Origin of the sequence: Geotalea sp. SG265 (genome assembly GCF_022808985.1) — a bacterium.
In the GTDB taxonomy this organism is placed as follows: Bacteria; Desulfobacterota; Desulfuromonadia; order Geobacterales; family Geobacteraceae; genus Geotalea.
Window position 1 is genome coordinate 24,505 of the sequence record NZ_JAKZFT010000009.1, and the last position, 15,818, is coordinate 40,322.

The following is a 15,818-nucleotide window of genomic DNA, read 5'->3' on the forward strand; positions in this document are numbered from 1 at the left end:
GGAAGAGAATATGCTTCACTACAGGATAAAAAAGCTGTCTAGCGCGATTGTTTCTACCTCCAACTCTCTCATACGAAAACACCTGGAGTGGATATACACTGTCACCACGACAAAACCGGCGCTGGTTTTCGTCGTTTGTTGCCTAGTATTCCTTCTTTCGTGCCTTTCCATCACCAGGATTCATTTTGAAAGCGATATTTTCAAGCTCTTTCCCCAAAAGGGGCCGCTTGCCCTTTTCCTGGACACCATCAAATGGACGGGAAGCGCGGGGAACACCTACATTCTCCTGGAAGGGGAGGACAAGGGAAAACTCACCAGGGAAGCTGAGCTCTTTGCCGGAAAAATGCAGAGTCTGTCCATCGATGGTGCTCCTGCCTTCACCAAAGTCAAGTTCCGAGTCTTTGACCCCGCCGAGGCAAAGCCTTTTGCTGATTTCATCAGTTATGCAGTGACTCGACCGCAGCTTTTTGTGGCTCCTGCGGATGTTTCTCGCTACCAGCAGCTGCTAAGCCCTGAGTCCGTTGATTCCTCACTGCGCCGAGCAAAAACCGAACTGGCTACGCCGGGGAGTCTCTCCGAAATGGTCGCTTGCGACCCTCTCTACCTGCGGGATCTGATCCTGCCGCGCCTCAAGACAGCCTCTGAGGCTCTCGATCTGGACAAAACATCACCCTATTTCCTTTCCCGTGACGGCAAGGTTCTTATCATCATCGCAGAACCTGCCCGCCCGGTGACTGATATCGCCTTTGCCAGAAAACTGGTGGCAGCCATCAATGAGGCCAGAAAAGGTGCGACAGTCAAAATATCCTTCGCCGGTGCCCATTTGAGCGCTGTCACCGATGAAAAGGTCTTGAAGGAAAATGTTATCGTCGGTGTCCTCTCCTCCCTTATCATCGTGCTGGCCCTTTTCTACGTTGCCTATCGTCGGTTTCTCCCGACCTTGCTGATACCATTCATCCTGGTGTATGGCGTGGTGCTCGCAATAGGCACAGGCGGGCTGCTCTTCCCGACGATCAGTATCATCTCCTTCGCCTTTACATCCCTGATTATCGGTCTGGGCACCGACTACTCGATCCATCTTTACGACCGTTTCCATTTTGAACGCAGTAACGGCAAATCGGCTGATGAAGCGCTCAGGCTTGCCACCGTCGATACCGGCCATGCCCTCTTCACTGCCGCAAGCACAACGGCGTTCCCTTTCCTGGCCCTTGTTCTCTCCGATGTGCGGGTTCTTTCCGAACTGGGATTCCTGGTGGGGCTTGGCGTCATATATTCCCTGTACGCAACGTTCTTTTTCCTGCCGCCACTGTTGCTTTTCATGGAAAAGAAATATCCCCTCAAGGCATACAAGCCTCTGCCAAGCTTCGGGCTCGGTTGGCTTTGGAAGATGGGCCAGCGCTACTGGCGTGGAGACATTGCTCTTTCCAGCGCTGCAATGCTTTGTCTGCTCCTGGCTGCAACGGGTACTTCCTTCGAATCAGAGTTGAAAAACCTGCAACCGCGCAATTCGGAGGCATTTCTTACACAGGAAAAAGTGGAAAGGCATTTGAGCGTAAGCCCCAAGCAGCTCATAGTCGCCGTTGAGGGGAATGACCTTGATGATGTTCTGAAACAGGGAAGAAAAGTCAATTTATTGGCTCAAGAGGTTCAGCAGCGGGGCGAGATCGTGTCCTACTCGTCCTTGGGACTGGTGATGAACGGCGAGGGCGACCAACTGAAGGTAGCCGGAAAACTCGCTGAAAGGCTTGGCTCCGCCCATGTTGGGATTGCTGTGAATAGTGCTCTGGCGCGAGAGGGTTTTGCAACCGAACCATTCCAGGAATACGTCTTACGTCTCGACAACCTTACGAAAGCCCAAACCGTGCCGCCAAAGGAGGGTATTGACCGCCTGTTGCGATCACCCCTGCATGGCATCGTCGAAAGACACCTTATTCAAAATGGTAACGGCTATCATCTCCTGACCTACCTGAATTACCGTGGCTCGGAGTTCCAGCAGGCTCCTTTCCTGAAAAAGCTGAAAGAACAAGTTCCGACTTCCCGGGCTGCCAGTGTCGACCTGGTGAGTGGGCAACTATCTGAATCGGTCAGGCAAACTTTCCTCTTGGCAGTCATCATCGGCAGCGTCATGGTGCTGTTTCTGCTCATTTCTCACTTCAACACGCCTACGGGGATACTGTACTCCCTGTTTCCCGTTGCCTCGGGAACCATTGCCATGTTGGGAGTAATGGCGCTTTGCGGCATGCGGCTCAACTTCATGAACGTGATGGTGCTGGTCACTGTCCTGGGAATGGGAAGCGATTACGGCCTGCATATTGCGCACAGGGTCAGGAACTGCAACGAAGAAGAATACCAAGGCCGGTTCATCCAATCTGGCAGGGCAGTCCTCCTTTCCGGTCTGACAACCATTGCCGGCTTTGGATCGCTCGCTTTCACCGATTACGGGGCATTGGCTTCCATCGGCTGGGCAACCAACTTCGGGGTGGCTGCGACTACCTTGTTCACCTTGGCAACCCTTCCTGCATTCATGCACTTCTTTGGACGCAGCAGACGCGCTGATGATCTGCCGTAAAAGGCGCTTCTGAAAGGCGCCGTTTTAACGGAACATCGTGATCCCGAGAAGAATCTTGCTGGAATTGAGCGGTTCGTTGGGAAAGGCGGTGCTGGCATTGGAAACGTGGTGGTAGCGGTATTCGAGACTTACGGCCGCATTCTTCTTGATGAAATATTGGACGCCGGTTCCCCCCTGGTAGGAGAAATCAAGGCGGCTGCCCATGGTCGGCAGTCCCAGGTCCACGAAAAGCACCCCCCCACCGGCAAAGACATAGGGGGCGAAATCCTCCAGAGAGGTGAACTTCCAGCTCCCCAGCAGGTAGCCGCCGGTCATGGTCCGCACCCTGGGGTCGACCGTCAGGTGTAGGGGGAGTTCCATCAGCAGTTCGTGGCGCCCCCGAAACCAGCCGTGACCCGCTTCATCGGAAAGGAACCAGCCGAAACGGGCGATGGTGTCGAAGGTCTGGACCTGGGTCCTGGTATCGCCGAAGCCGCGGTGGGTGATGCCGTAGCCCGAAAGGAGCGAATACTCGCTGGTGGCATTCCTGACGGTGGTTTCTTCGGCCCAGGCGGCAGTGACGCTGCAAAGACAGATGATCAGGGCGACGAACCACCGTCTCCTGCAAGTTTTTCTGTTATTCATTTCTATCCTCACCATTTCTGCTTCATTTCGAATCGAAGAATTTCCGGCAGGTTGCGCAGGAAGGTTCCGATGCTGTGGGGGGATTGCCAGAGCATTTTTGTATAGCCCCAGTGGATGCGGCTGCGGCGGTAAAAGCGCCTGATGAACTCGTTGTAGAGGTTTTCCAGTTGTTCCAGGGTCATGCCCCGCGGAATGAAGACGAAGTTCATGCAGTTCATGTCCGGCCAGTTTTCCCTGAACTCCCCTTGTTCGTGGATATCCTTGTAAATGGGGGCGCCGGGGAAGGGGGTGAATTTGGTGACGTTGATCTCGTCCAGGGGGAGCGTCAGGGCATAGTCCATGGTGCGCCGGATTGCCGCCTCGTCTTCCCCGGGAAGGCCGACCATGAAAAGCCCCTTGACCCGCATGCCGCCATTCTTTACCATCTGCAGCTTCTGGTGTACGGCGTCCAAAGCCATGTATTTGCGGTGCTTCTTCAGGACCTCCGGGTCTCCCGACTCGATGCCGAAGTTCACCTGCCAGCAGCCGGATTTCTTCAACAGCCCCACCAGTTCTTCATCCACATGCTCCAGGCGGGCGATGCAGTTGTAGGTGACCGGCAGGCGGCTGTCCACCAGCAGACGGCAGAGCTCCTCGACCCGGTTGCGGTCGAAGGTGAAGAGATCGTCGTAGAAAAAGACGTGGCGGATGCCGAAATCCCGGTGCAGGTATTTGAGGTGCTCGAAAATATAGCCGGGGGAATTGAAGCGGAAGCCCCGGCTGAAGACCGAACGGTCGCAGTAGCTGCAGTGGTAGGGGCAGCCGCGGCTGGAGATGATGCTGGTATTTGGTGCCTTGGGATAGCTGAAGAGCGGCAGATTGTATCTGCCGGGAAACTGGTCCAGGCGATGGTAGGCCGGGAAAGGGAGGGTGTCCAGGTCGGCGATGTGCGGCCGGTTGCCGCTCAGGGTACCTGTGCCGTCGCGGCGATAGCCGATGCCCTGGATATTTTCGACCCCTTTGAAATCGGCTGCCAGCAGTTCGTAAAAGGTGATCTCTCCCTCGCCGATGATCAGGTAGTCGATGGCTGGAAAGCTGTCCAGGAGGGGAACACCCACCGAACAGGCATGGGCGCCGCCGAAGACGATTTTTATCTCCGGCGCCGCTTCCTTGATCCCCTCGGCGATCTGGTATCCTTCCAGGAAGGACGAGGTGGTGCAGGAAAATCCGACCACGTCCGGCTTTTGGGCGACAACCCGGGCGACGAGCTCAGGTGTAGGCATGGGGGTGGCGTAGCAGTCGATCAGTTCCACCTCCATTCCCTTTGCCTCCAGGTAGGCGGCAATGCTCATCATGCCCAGCGGCGGCATGAGGTTGAAGATGGAACTGATATCCTTCATGGTCCCCAGCCAGTTCCTGCCGTGGGGATGAATAAATGTGGCTTTCAACGGTGCTCCTTATCAGGCTTCAAAAAGGTCATCAGGAATTCCAGCGAATGGGCATGGCGGCTGCGACTTCCAAGCCTGTCATGGGGTTTGATCAGGAGCTATGCTAATTGGTTTGGGAGAATAAAGCAAACGGAAAGCTCACTGCCGTTCGTGCCCATTGTGCCGCTCCATTAGCCGACTTGACTCGAGTTACCCGGGGTGATATAGCTTTAATGGTAACACTATCATGTGAAGACTGCGCGTCCTTCCAAGTATTCCTGATAATATGGAGATGTCTGTGATAAAAACAATAGCCGTATGCATGGGTCTGCTGCTTTGTTCTGCCGGTATCGTCAATGCCGAAAACGGTTTCAAGGAGGGGGGCAGGCAGGTGGGTCAAGGCTTCAAACAAATGGGGAAATCAACCGGCAAGGTTGCCAAAAAATCGGGGAAGTCGGTGGGAAAGGCTTTCAAGGAATCGGGAAAAGCCACTGGTAAAGCTTTCAAGCACATGGGCAAGGATATAGGCCAGGCTTTCAAAGGGAAATAGCTGCCTATCCCATGGCCTAGCCAAGCTAGACTTCTGACCGAGGTATCGATGAGCGTTAATAACAAAAAACAGGAATATTTTCCCTTCGGCATCCAGATCGAAAAAAGAATGTGGCAGCTCTTGGATCTGGACAAGGTTGCAGAAGAAGTCCGATCCAGGAAACAACCGCATATGGTGTTCATCCGGCAGCTGGCAAACCGCCTGAACCGGCAGCCGGCACGGCGGGAACAACCGGTATCCGCGGGGCAGCTCAACCTCTATGCCATGCTGGAAAAGATATACCGCTACGTCTTCGATCTCTACGCCGTGGAGCAGTTTCCGGCCGTGCTGGATCGGGTGCTCGGGGATTCCGGCTATCCTGCCGGTTCCCCGCAAATTCAGTCCGTGCTGATCCGCTTTGCCGAGCACCTTCCCGGTGCTTCGATCCTGGAGAAGAAGGAGGATGCGGCCGGCTATGTGTCTGCCGATGCCGATGGCCGGCGCCGGGCCTTGCTGCTGAAAGAACTCCTGCTTTTGCGCCTGAGCGGCGAAAATCAGGCCCTGGATCAGTTCCGGGAGATATTCGACGCTCCGGAACTGCAAGCATCCGACGAACACAATGGGCTGGAGGCAGCCCTGGATCAAGGACTTGCCGGTGCTTCCCCCATGGAACCCTTCGGCATACCGCTGCCTGCCCTGCTGCGGGCTCCCATGCTCGCCTCCCCCTTTTCGCTTCCCGGTCAGATCGATTATATCCGCGAGAACTGGCGCTCGATACTGCCCCCGGACCTTTTAGCCGAGCTGCTGACGGCCATGGACATTGCCCAGGAGGAGGAACGGGAATTCTGGGGTGGCCCGGGCAGACCACAGGTGCTGGAATTCCTCAAGGGAAAGCGCCTGGGCAAGGAAGGTTACGAATATCCGGAGTATGACCGTTTTTCTCCCGATGCCGAATGGATGGCAAACGTGGTCATGATGGCGAAGATGGTTTATGTCTGGCTCGACCAGCTGTCGAAGAAATACGGCAGAGCCATTTACCGGCTCGACCACATTCCGGACGAGGAGCTGGACATCCTGGCCCGCTGGGGTTTTTCCGGGTTGTGGCTGATTGGTCTCTGGGAACGTTCTCCAGCCTCCCAGCGTATCAAGCAGATCGCCGGCAATCCCGATGCCTTCTCTTCCGCCTATTCCCTCTACGACTACGTCATCGCCCATGACCTGGGGGGAGACGAGGCCCTGGCAAACCTGAAGGAGCGCTGCCGGCAGCGGGGGATACGTCTGGCCAGCGACATGGTGCCCAACCACACCGGGCTCTATTCCCGCTGGACGGTGGAGCACCCCGACTGGTTCGTCCAGCTGGATTATCCTCCCTATCCCGCCTATTCCTTCAACGGCCCGGACCTTTCCTCTTCGCCGGAAGTGAGCCTGCACATCGAGGACGGCTACTGGACCAAGACCGATGCGGCGGTCGTTTTCAAGCATTACGACCACCGGGACGGCAGGACCCGCTATATCTATCACGGCAACGACGGCACCTCCACCCCCTGGAACGACACGGCCCAGCTCAACTACCTGCTTCCCCAGGTGCGTGAGGCGGTCGTGCAGACCATTCTCCACGTGGCGCGCCAGTTCCCCATCATCCGCTTCGATGCGGCCATGACCCTGGCGAAAAAGCACTACCAGCGCCTCTGGTATCCCCAGCCGGGCCACGGCAGCGGCGTCCCGTCGCGCTCTGAGCACGGCATGAGCCGCGAGGATTTCGATGCCGCCTTTCCGGTTGAGTTCTGGCGCGAGGTGGTGGACCGGGTCGCTGCGGAAGCTCCCGGCACGCTGCTTCTGGCCGAGGCGTTCTGGCTCATGGAGGGCTACTTCGTCCGCACCCTGGGCATGCACCGGGTCTACAACAGCGCCTTCATGAACATGCTGAAGATGGAGGAGAACGCCAAGTACCGCCAGACCATCAAGAATGTCCTGGAATACGACCACCGCATCCTACCTCGTTTCGTCAATTTCATGAACAATCCCGACGAGAAGACGGCTGTGGAGCAATTTGGCCGGGAAGGGAAGTACTACGGCGCCTGCGTCCTCCTGGTGACCATGCCGGGGCTTCCCATGATCGGCCATGGCCAGGTCGAGGGCTTTCGCGAGAAATACGGCATGGAGTACCGCCACGCCCATTGGGACGAGCAGGTGGACGAGCACATGGTCAGGATGCACGAGGAGAAGATCTTTCCGCTCATGGGCAAGCGTTGGCTTTTCAGCGGCTCGGAAAACTTCGTCCTCTACGACTTCTTCGCCGGCGGCCATGTGAACGAGGATGTCTATGCCTACTCCAACCTCAAGGGGTGCGAGCGGGGCATAATCCTCTATCACAACAAGTATGCGGAAACAGCCGGCTGGATACGCACCTCCACCGCCATCGGCGTCAAGGGAGCCGACGGGGAAACGGTGCTCGTGCAGAAGAACCTTGGCGAAGCGCTCTGCTTCAATGGCGATGGCCGCTGCTACTACATCTTCAGGGATTATGCCTCTGGTCTGGAATATATCCGTTCCGGACGGGAGCTATGTGACAGTGGCCTCTATGTTGAGTTGAAGGCCTTCGAATACCATGCCTTCCTCGATTTCCGGGAAATCTGGGATGACGAATACGGCACCTGGGGTCGGCTTTGTCATTCCCTGAACGGCAATCCGGTCCGTAGCATGGATGAAGAAGTGAAACAGGTCCGCTACAAGGGGCTGAACAGCCACCTGCGGGAACTTCTTGCCTTGCAGGCCGCCAAGGAAGAGGCACCGGAAAAATCGGCGGACGAGCTGTTCAGGAACCGCCTCACCGCATTCTTGGTTGCCCTGTCGGAGCATTTAGGTGCCGCCGGCAGATATGAGCGCCTGGTTGTTCCACTGGCTGCTCAGCATGCGTTTCTTCAGCGGTTGACCGCGCCGAAAACGGGTGATGTGCCCGTTGACGAGCCGCTCTTCCAGTTCGGCGAGGTGATGGGCACACGGGTGGGGGGGCTGATCAGTTATGCCTTCATCTGTCTCCATGCCACCGGCATGCTGGCGGACGAAAAAGATTATCCCCGTCTTTCCGCCGAATTTCTCTCCCGGTTCGGCCTTTACCGGCCTGTCGAGGAGTCTTTCCAGATTTTCTCCGAAGACGCCTGGCAGCCCTTTCCGGGCCTCGACTCTGCAACGGCGGTTTGCCTGATCAGAGTCATGATCGAACACCAGCAGTTCCTCGCCATAGCCCCGGAACCCGGCGGTGAACGAGGCTTTGCCGCTCTCCTGGAAGAGAACCAGGCGAGGGGCTTCCTCCTGATCAACCGGAGCAATGGTCATGAATGGTTTAACAAGGAGCGTTTCGAAATGCTCATGACCTGGCTCGGCATAGCCGCCCTCCTGGAGGTGAAGAAGGAGATCGATCCTTCGGAACTGATGGCCAGGGCAAAGACGCTGCAGAAGGAAATAACGAAAATAACAGGCAAAGCGCAGGAAGCGGGCTTCGAGGTGAAAGCGTTTCTTGCCCTGACGAAGCCTGCCGATGTGGAGGAGTGAAACGTTGCTGCACATGAAAATAGTGAAGTGCCTTCCGCTGCTGGCGATGATTCTTGTAACCGCATGTGCCACTGTTCCACGACCGGCAGCCATTCCCGCTCCGGGTAAAGAGATCGAAACGGTGCAATCCCCCGTTTCCGTCACCGTCAAGACTGCCAAGCGCAGCATCGGCGGCCGGGGATTCCTGGTTTTCAGGCACCCCGACCAGTTCCATATGGCAATTCTCTCCCCCTTCGGCTTCACCGTCATGGAGATGTACAGCGACGGTGAGCGGCTGACCTGCATCATTCCATCGAAAGACGTGGCATACCAGGGGCTCCTGTCCGATCTGCCGGAGCAGGGTGGGCTGAAAAACTGGGGGCTGATCAAATGGGTGGTTGAGCGCCCTCCCGTTGCCGGGCCATCCCTTGGCGCCCGAGAGATCGTCATGGCCGACGGTCGCCGGGAGCAGATATTTTTTGACAGCCATGGCCTTGTGCAGCGCAAGGTGACCGAGGATGGGGACGAGGCGCTCTACAAGGGCTACCGGGACGTGAACGGCGTTGCATTCCCCGAAACCATCGAGATGATCAACCGCAACGGTGACCGCATCCTGATCGCCTTTGATGAACCGGAGGTTAATCAGCCCGTTGAAGAGGCTGCGTTGAAGCCGAAACTGGATAATGTTACCGTTCTGCCCATCAGTGAATTCAGAGGTCTGTAAGGAATCCTGCCATAGCTTATCCTGCCGCAGAAAATAATCTTGCCTGCTAATTAATGTAGGTGTATTGTCTCTAATTTACCGACGCGGCCGTCACGGCCGCGGGATTTCCGGGGAAAGGGGGACTTGCGGGTGCGCTGGAACGATCGCACGTAAAATATATCGTTCCCATGCAATTTAATTTGAAAGAGGAGAAAGAACAGTGAAAAAATCAGCAATTCTTGCAATGTTGGTATCCCTTTTTATGGCGGCTGGTACCGCCCACGCCGAGCACAAGCTGCTTGTGACCGACGTTCTCGATGCAAAAGAGTTAGAGGGGCAGGCAACCTTCGAGTATGCTCACTCGACTCGGAAAATTAAAGAAGCAGGCGAAACGATCGGGAAGGAACGAGCTACGGAATGGGCCTCTACCTATTCGCTCAACGTCGGCCTTGGGCACGGTCTTGAGCTTGATGCCTCTATTCCGTATGTATTTTCTGAGAGAGAAAGCAAAACTGGTTTTGAGCCAGAAAAGCGTGACGGCGTTGGCGATTTCAGCTTCGGCGCCAAGTATGCACTGGTGAAACCGGAAAAAGAGCAGCCTTTCGGCCTTGTGATTGGTACCGACGTAAAGTTCGACACTGCCGGCCCCAACAATGCCGGCACCCAGACCACCGCTGTCAGCCCCTACATTGCCGGCAGCCAGAAAGTTAACGAACATCTCACCCCTTATGCAATCTATCGCGCCACCTTGCAGAATAACGGCGGCGAGGATTCCCATGATCTGGCACTCGGTGTAGAGGCGGAGGTAAACCATAACTTGACCTTCGATGCCCGCTTTGATGCCATCTTCGGAACCGGAACGGTAGAGGAAAAAGCGAGCGAGCGCTATAGACTGGAGCTGGCCAGCTACATTCAGCTTTTCCATAACTTTTACCTGATTCCTGCTGTTTCAGTGGTCACTGGTTCGCCGGTAGATATTCGGGAAACCAAGGAACAACTTGGCTCTCCGAAGACCATAGCCGGCGCCGTCTCCCTCTACTACCTCTTCTAATCGGATCCGTAAGGTCGTCTTAACAAAAAAAGCCTCCACCTTTCGGTGGGGGCTTTTTTGTTGTTCTTTGGGGCTTCGGTGAAAAAGGCAGCCGGGGCGTCGTCCGTTCGTTCTGTCGCCACAGCTGCGGACCTTGCGGTGCCGTCCCTCTCATGTCGCACGGTGCCTGGACTGACGAACTCTCCTCCGTTTCACACGCGGCGGGTGTCCGCTCACCGCTGCGGCTCGTCGCTCACTCCCGACGCCCCGACTGCCTTCCTCGGAAATGTCTGAGGAACCACGTTGCTCTCATGCGGTGATGCTTTTCCACTTTTCAAAGAAGAAAATCTCTTCCAGAGGCTTGCGGGGCGGTCCCGGCTTCCATTCATCCTGGGGATAGCCGATGGGAAAAAGCCCGACGACGCGGACCTGGGGTGGGATCTCCAGCAGTTCCCCCAGTCCTTCTTCGTCGAATACCCCGACAAAGACGCTGCCGAGGCCAAGGCTGTGGGCTGCGAGCAGCATGTTTTCTGTTGCTATGCCCACGTCAGCCATGTAGTAGTGCTGGCCGTGCAGGTCCCCCGACTGGACCGGATCGGCACAGGCGACGATCACTACCGGCGCCTCGGCGAGTGCCTGTTTTGCCGGATTGATCTTGTAGCCTTTGGGGGCAAAGAATGCCTCCACATAGGAAAGGTCGCTGATCTTTTCCTTTGTGGCGGCATCCTTGATGACGATGAACCTCCAGCACTGCATGTTTGCCCACGATGGTGCAGCCTGGGCGGCTTCCAAAACGACCTGGAGTTTTTCCGGCTCCACCGGTTTGTCCGAAAACTTGCGTACGCTCCGTCGTGTCCTGATTGCTTCGATGGTGTCCATTCCAACCCTCCTTCGATCATGTGCTGCAAAGCTCCTGAAGTCTACCACAGAACGGGCCGATGGAAAGCGTTCATGATAACGCCCGTTGGGAGTCCCTTGGATGGCTCCCGGAAGCTGTTATACTTAAATAAACTTGTTTTAATCTGTTTATTCCGTCAATCTCGGAGGAGTTATGCGGATAGCACAGGTTTCCCCCTTGTACGAGCGGGTTCCGCCCCTTTACTACGGAGGCACCGAGCGGATAGTAGCCTATCTCACAGATGCATTGCTGGCATTAGGGCATGAGGTTACCCTCTTTGCCAGCGGTGATTCCATTACCGGCGCCAGGCTCATCCCCTGCTCAAAGAATTCCCTGCGCCTGGACAAGAACTGCATCGACCCGATCCCCCATCATCTGCTCATGCTGGAAAAGGTCATGCGCCTGCGGGATGAATTCGACGTCATCCATTTCCACACCGATTATTTCCATTATCCCTTTTACCGGCGTTACGGCTATCCCGGTGTGACAACCCTGCACGGCAGGCTGGACATCCCCGACCTGGTCCCCCTGTATCACGAATATTCCGAGATTCCGGTGGTTTCCATCTCCGATGCCCAGCGCCGCCCCTTGCCCTGGATCAACTGGGTCGGCACCGTTCATCACGGACTGCCGCAGGAACTTCTCTCCATGCGCGAAGATCCTGAAATGTATCTGGCCTTTCTCGGCCGCATTTCTCCGGAAAAGGGGTTGGATGCGGCCATCGCCATTGCTGAACGGAGCGGCATCAGGCTCAAGGTGGCAGCCAAGATCGACAAGGAAAACCTGGACTATTATGAATACGCCATCAAGCCGCTGATGAAGAGTCCCTGGGTGGAATACGTGGGTGAGATCGGCGAGGAGGAAAAGGAGGATTTTCTCGGCAAGGCCCTGGCGCTGGTCTTTCCCATTGACTGGGAAGAGCCATTCGGCCTGGTTATGATCGAATCCATGGCATGCGGCACGCCGGTCATCGCTTTCGGTCGCGGCTCGGTCCCGGAAGTGGTGAAAGACGGGGTTTCGGGGTATGTGACCAAGGATCTGGACGGAGCAGTGGCGGCAGTGGGGAAGATCCGTTCCATCAGCCGCCTGGAATGCAGGAAATACTTCGAAGAGCGTTTCGTTGCCGGGCGCATGGCTGCCGATTATCTGAATATATACGGGGGAATTATGGAAAGCACTGCGGCACACAGGGCAAAGCCGGTGAAGAAGGCTTCCCTGTCCGGGCACGAGATGATCGGCATCGGCCAGAACGCTTGATATCCGGGAGGAGCCATGCAGGACGTCATCCAGATCGAAGACCAATATTATATTCTCGCCACCGCTGACCGGGCTGCGGACAGGACCAGGGTATTGAAAGAGGGGGAAACCTTCGCCATCTTCGATTGCCACGGCGACATTCAGCCGGTCGGCCTGGGAGAGCAGGGGATATTCCATGAGGGGACCCGGTTCCTTTCCAAGCTGGAGCTGCGCTTTGCCGGCATCCGGCCGCTTTTGCTCGGTTCTACCATCAACAAGCAGAACGAGCTCCTGTCGGTGGACCTGATGAACCCGGACTTTATGGCGGGCGACCTGCAGGTCCGCCGTGACGCCATCCACATCTATCGGACCAAGTTCATCTGGCAGGGCAAGTGTTTCGAGCAGCTGCGCCTGACCAACTTTTCCCTGGAGCCCCTGAGCATCCCTTTTACCATCCAGTTTGCCGCCGACTTCGCCGACATCTTCGAAGTGCGGGGCAACAAGCGCAAGGAGCGGGGCAGGTTGCTTCCTGCGGTCATGGAACCGGCGGCGGTGAATCTTTCTTATGAGGGGCTGGACGGGCAAACCCGCACCACCCGTCTCGATTTTTCCCCCGGACCTGGGACGGTCACCGAGGGGGAGGCTGCATACCAGGTGGACCTGGAGCCCAAGGAATCGGTCTGCATACAGATTACCGTCAGCTGCGAGTGCAGGGAATGCGAGCGCTTTACCGGGACGTTCGAGGAGGCCTTTCGGGCGGCTGCCGTCAATGTTGTCGCTCTCAAAGGGGAGTACTGCGGCATCGCCACAGATAATGAGCATTTCAACCTGCTCCTGGCCCGGTCCCAGTCGGACCTGCTCATGATGACCAGCCATACGCCCCACGGCGTTTATCCCTATGCCGGAGTCCCCTGGTTCAGCACAACCTTCGGCCGTGACGGCATCATTACCGCATTGGAGGTCCTCTGGGCCAATCCCGGCCTTGCCCGTGGCGTTCTCTCATTTCTTGCCGCAACTCAGGCAAAGGAAAACGACCCGGAAAAAGACGCCGAGCCGGGCAAAATCATCCATGAGACCAGGCTGGGGGAGATGGCGGCGCTGGGGGAAATACCCTTCGGCTGCTATTACGGCAGCGTCGATTCGACACCGCTCTTCATCATCCTGGCCGGTGCCTATTACCGGCGTACCGGCGACGTGGGCTTCATCGCCGGCATCTGGGACAACATCCTCGCCGCGCTTAACTGGATCGATACCTATGGAGATGCCGACGGCGACGGATTCGTGGAGTATGCCCGCCATTCCCACCACGGACTGCTCCAGCAGGGGTGGAAGGATTCCAATGATTCGGTCTTCCACACCGACGGCACCCTGGCTGAAGCCCCTATCGCCCTGTGCGAGGTGCAGGGATATGTTTACCAAGCCAAGAACAGCGCGGCCATGCTGGCCATGTTGATGGGGGACGAGACGCGAGCGGCGCGCCTGGGACATGAGGCGGAAACGCTGCAGCAGAAATTCAACGAACTGTTCTGGTGCGACGACATCTCTTTTTATGCCTTGGCCCTGGATGGCAAGAAACAGCCATGTCGGGTCCGTTCCTCCAATGCGGGCCATTGTCTCTTTTCCGGTATCGCCGACTTCAAGCGGGCAGGGATAGTTGCCGATCAGCTGCTTTCCGAGCCCTTTTATTCCGGTTGGGGGGTGCGAACCGTGGCCAATACGGAAAAACGCTATAACCCCATGTCCTACCACAACGGCTCCATCTGGCCCCACGACAACGCCCTTGTTGCTGGCGGCATTGCGCGCTACGGCCTGACCAGCCATGCCATCCTCATCCTGGAAGGGATCTTCAACGCCTCCCTGGCCATGGACCTGCACCGCCTGCCGGAGCTTTACTGCGGCTTCAAGAAGCGGGAGGACTTGAGCCCCATTCTCTATCCAATGGCATGCGCTCCCCAAGCCTGGGCTGCAGCCTCCGTCTATCTCCTGCTGCAGAGCTGCATGGGGCTGGAGATAGACGCGGGCGACAGCCGGCTCAGTTTCACCTACCCGGTGCTGCCGCCGTTTCTCAACGAAGTGAAGATCAAGAACCTTTCGGTGGGGGATTCCCACGTGGACATCGCGCTGAGGCGCTATCAGAACGACGTGGCGGTGAACGTGCTCAGGAAAGATGGCCCAGTGGAGGTGATAATTACAAAATAAAAGAACAGTAAATCAAACTGGCATTTTGAAAGGCCTGCCGCGACTTCGTCCGTTCGTTCTGTCGCCGCAGCTGCGGACCTTGCACTGTCTCCCGCTCTGGCGGCTGTAGAGCAGATTTTCGGCAAAGGTGCTTCATGCAGCTTTGGGCGGGTATCCGCTCGCCGCTGCGGCTCGGTCACTCACTCCCGAAGCCACGACAGTCGTCCAGTGATATACGGAAGAAAGCATAAAAAAAGCCCTGCGCAGGTGCACAGGGCTTTTGTGGTTCGCCGGGTCGGCAAGCTTAGAAGCGGAAGCCGATGCCTCCCTGCATGGTGAAGTAGGGGGCGGAGATGAGGTGTTCCTTCATCTGCGCCTGGACGAAGATGTTTTTATCCAGCATGTACTCGATGCCGGCTCCCGGCGTTACACCCACATTGGTTTCGTCGTGGGAAAATTTCCCATTCAAGATATTCCAGTCGTCCCAGGAATCAAAGCTGATCTCCAGGCTGGCCTGACCGAAGACGCGCAGATTCTTCACCTGTTTGATGGGGTAGTAGTAGCGGCAGCCGACGGAAACCGGAACGCGGCTGAAATCCAAATCGGTATCTATGCCAAACCCGGAGAAATGGCCTGACCAGGATTCATAGCCGATATCGCCGCGAATCTGCAGGGTGTCGTTGCGGTTTCCAGAAAATTGGAGAAATTCATAGCCGCCGCCGAAGTTTAGCCCCCAGCCGAGATCACCACGATCATACGGAGCGGTGGCAAAACCGACGCCGAAGTCCAGTTCCTTGTCTCCCTTTGCCGCAAGGGCAGCGGAAGACATGCCGAAAAGCAGGGTGAGGCATGCTGCAACAAATACCAGTTTCTTCATTTCAACTTCCTCCTGATGATTTTAATGGCCTCATCCCCCGGCAGAGTCTCGTCAGCTGCGAAGGAATGGCGCAATGACCATCTCTATAGCACATGGTTTAATGAATGTAAATGATATATGTGTAATCCTGGACACGGTTCCCCTCACCGCTGGATGCAGCTTGGATGCTGCGCGTAGCGGCGATGTGCAGGGACCAGGCATGGGGATAAAAAATGGTGGAAAAACGGTGTGTTTTCG

Annotated in this window: 11 protein-coding genes; 7 read left to right on the top strand and 4 right to left on the bottom strand. The window is 56.6% G+C overall.

The annotated features are described in order from the left end of the window. The first annotated feature begins 10 nt into the window (after window positions 1–10). Entirely contained in the window at window positions 11–2,569 is a 2,559-nt protein-coding gene (locus ML541_RS11920) for an MMPL family transporter (RefSeq protein ID WP_243373163.1), read from the top strand. Between the two features lie 24 nt (window positions 2,570–2,593). Here the strand turns inward: ML541_RS11920 and ML541_RS11925 are convergent, their stop codons facing one another. Beyond that, the gene (locus tag ML541_RS11925; RefSeq protein ID WP_243373164.1) at window positions 2,594–3,193 is read right to left on the bottom strand and encodes an acyloxyacyl hydrolase; all 600 of its coding nucleotides are present in this window, start codon (window positions 3,191–3,193) and stop codon (window positions 2,594–2,596) included. Window positions 3,194–3,201: 8 nt separating this feature from the next. Then, the gene (locus ML541_RS11930; RefSeq protein WP_243373165.1) at window positions 3,202–4,620 is read right to left on the bottom strand and encodes a radical SAM protein; all 1,419 of its coding nucleotides are present in this window, start codon (window positions 4,618–4,620) and stop codon (window positions 3,202–3,204) included. Between the two features lie 271 nt (window positions 4,621–4,891). Between ML541_RS11930 and ML541_RS11935 the strand changes: the two genes are divergently transcribed. The 4 genes from ML541_RS11935 (at window position 4,892) to ML541_RS11950 (ending at window position 10,413) form a co-directional block, all read left to right on the top strand. Continuing rightward, entirely contained in the window at window positions 4,892–5,149 is a 258-nt protein-coding gene (locus tag ML541_RS11935) for a hypothetical protein (RefSeq protein ID WP_243373166.1), read from the top strand. A 48-nt stretch (window positions 5,150–5,197) separates the two neighbouring features. Further along, the gene (locus tag ML541_RS11940; protein ID WP_243373167.1) at window positions 5,198–8,680 is read left to right on the top strand and encodes an alpha-amylase family glycosyl hydrolase; all 3,483 of its coding nucleotides are present in this window, start codon (window positions 5,198–5,200) and stop codon (window positions 8,678–8,680) included. A 13-nt stretch (window positions 8,681–8,693) separates the two neighbouring features. After that, entirely contained in the window at window positions 8,694–9,383 is a 690-nt protein-coding gene (locus ML541_RS11945) for a lipoprotein insertase outer membrane protein LolB (protein ID WP_243373291.1), read from the top strand. A 199-nt stretch (window positions 9,384–9,582) separates the two neighbouring features. Continuing rightward, window positions 9,583–10,413, top strand: a complete 831-nt coding sequence (locus tag ML541_RS11950; protein WP_243373169.1) for a transporter — start codon at window positions 9,583–9,585, stop codon at window positions 10,411–10,413. 288 nt (window positions 10,414–10,701) lie between these two features. On the opposite strand, the gene ML541_RS11955 is transcribed toward ML541_RS11950, so the two are convergent. After that, window positions 10,702–11,271: a nitroreductase family protein gene (locus ML541_RS11955; protein ID WP_243373171.1), complete on the bottom strand. Its 570-nt coding sequence runs from the start codon at window positions 11,269–11,271 to the stop codon at window positions 10,702–10,704. Window positions 11,272–11,443: 172 nt separating this feature from the next. Between ML541_RS11955 and ML541_RS11960 the strand changes: the two genes are divergently transcribed. Next, entirely contained in the window at window positions 11,444–12,547 is a 1,104-nt protein-coding gene (locus tag ML541_RS11960) for a glycosyltransferase family 4 protein (protein WP_243373173.1), read from the top strand. A gap of 15 nt (window positions 12,548–12,562) precedes the next feature. Continuing rightward, window positions 12,563–14,725, top strand: a complete 2,163-nt coding sequence (locus tag ML541_RS11965) for an amylo-alpha-1,6-glucosidase (protein WP_243373175.1) — start codon at window positions 12,563–12,565, stop codon at window positions 14,723–14,725. Between the two features lie 283 nt (window positions 14,726–15,008). Here ML541_RS11965 and ML541_RS11970 read toward each other — a convergent pair whose 3' ends face one another. Continuing rightward, complete coding sequence (locus tag ML541_RS11970) at window positions 15,009–15,581, bottom strand: outer membrane beta-barrel protein (protein WP_243373177.1); 573 nt, start codon at window positions 15,579–15,581, stop codon at window positions 15,009–15,011. Between the last annotated feature and the right edge of the window lie 237 nt (window positions 15,582–15,818).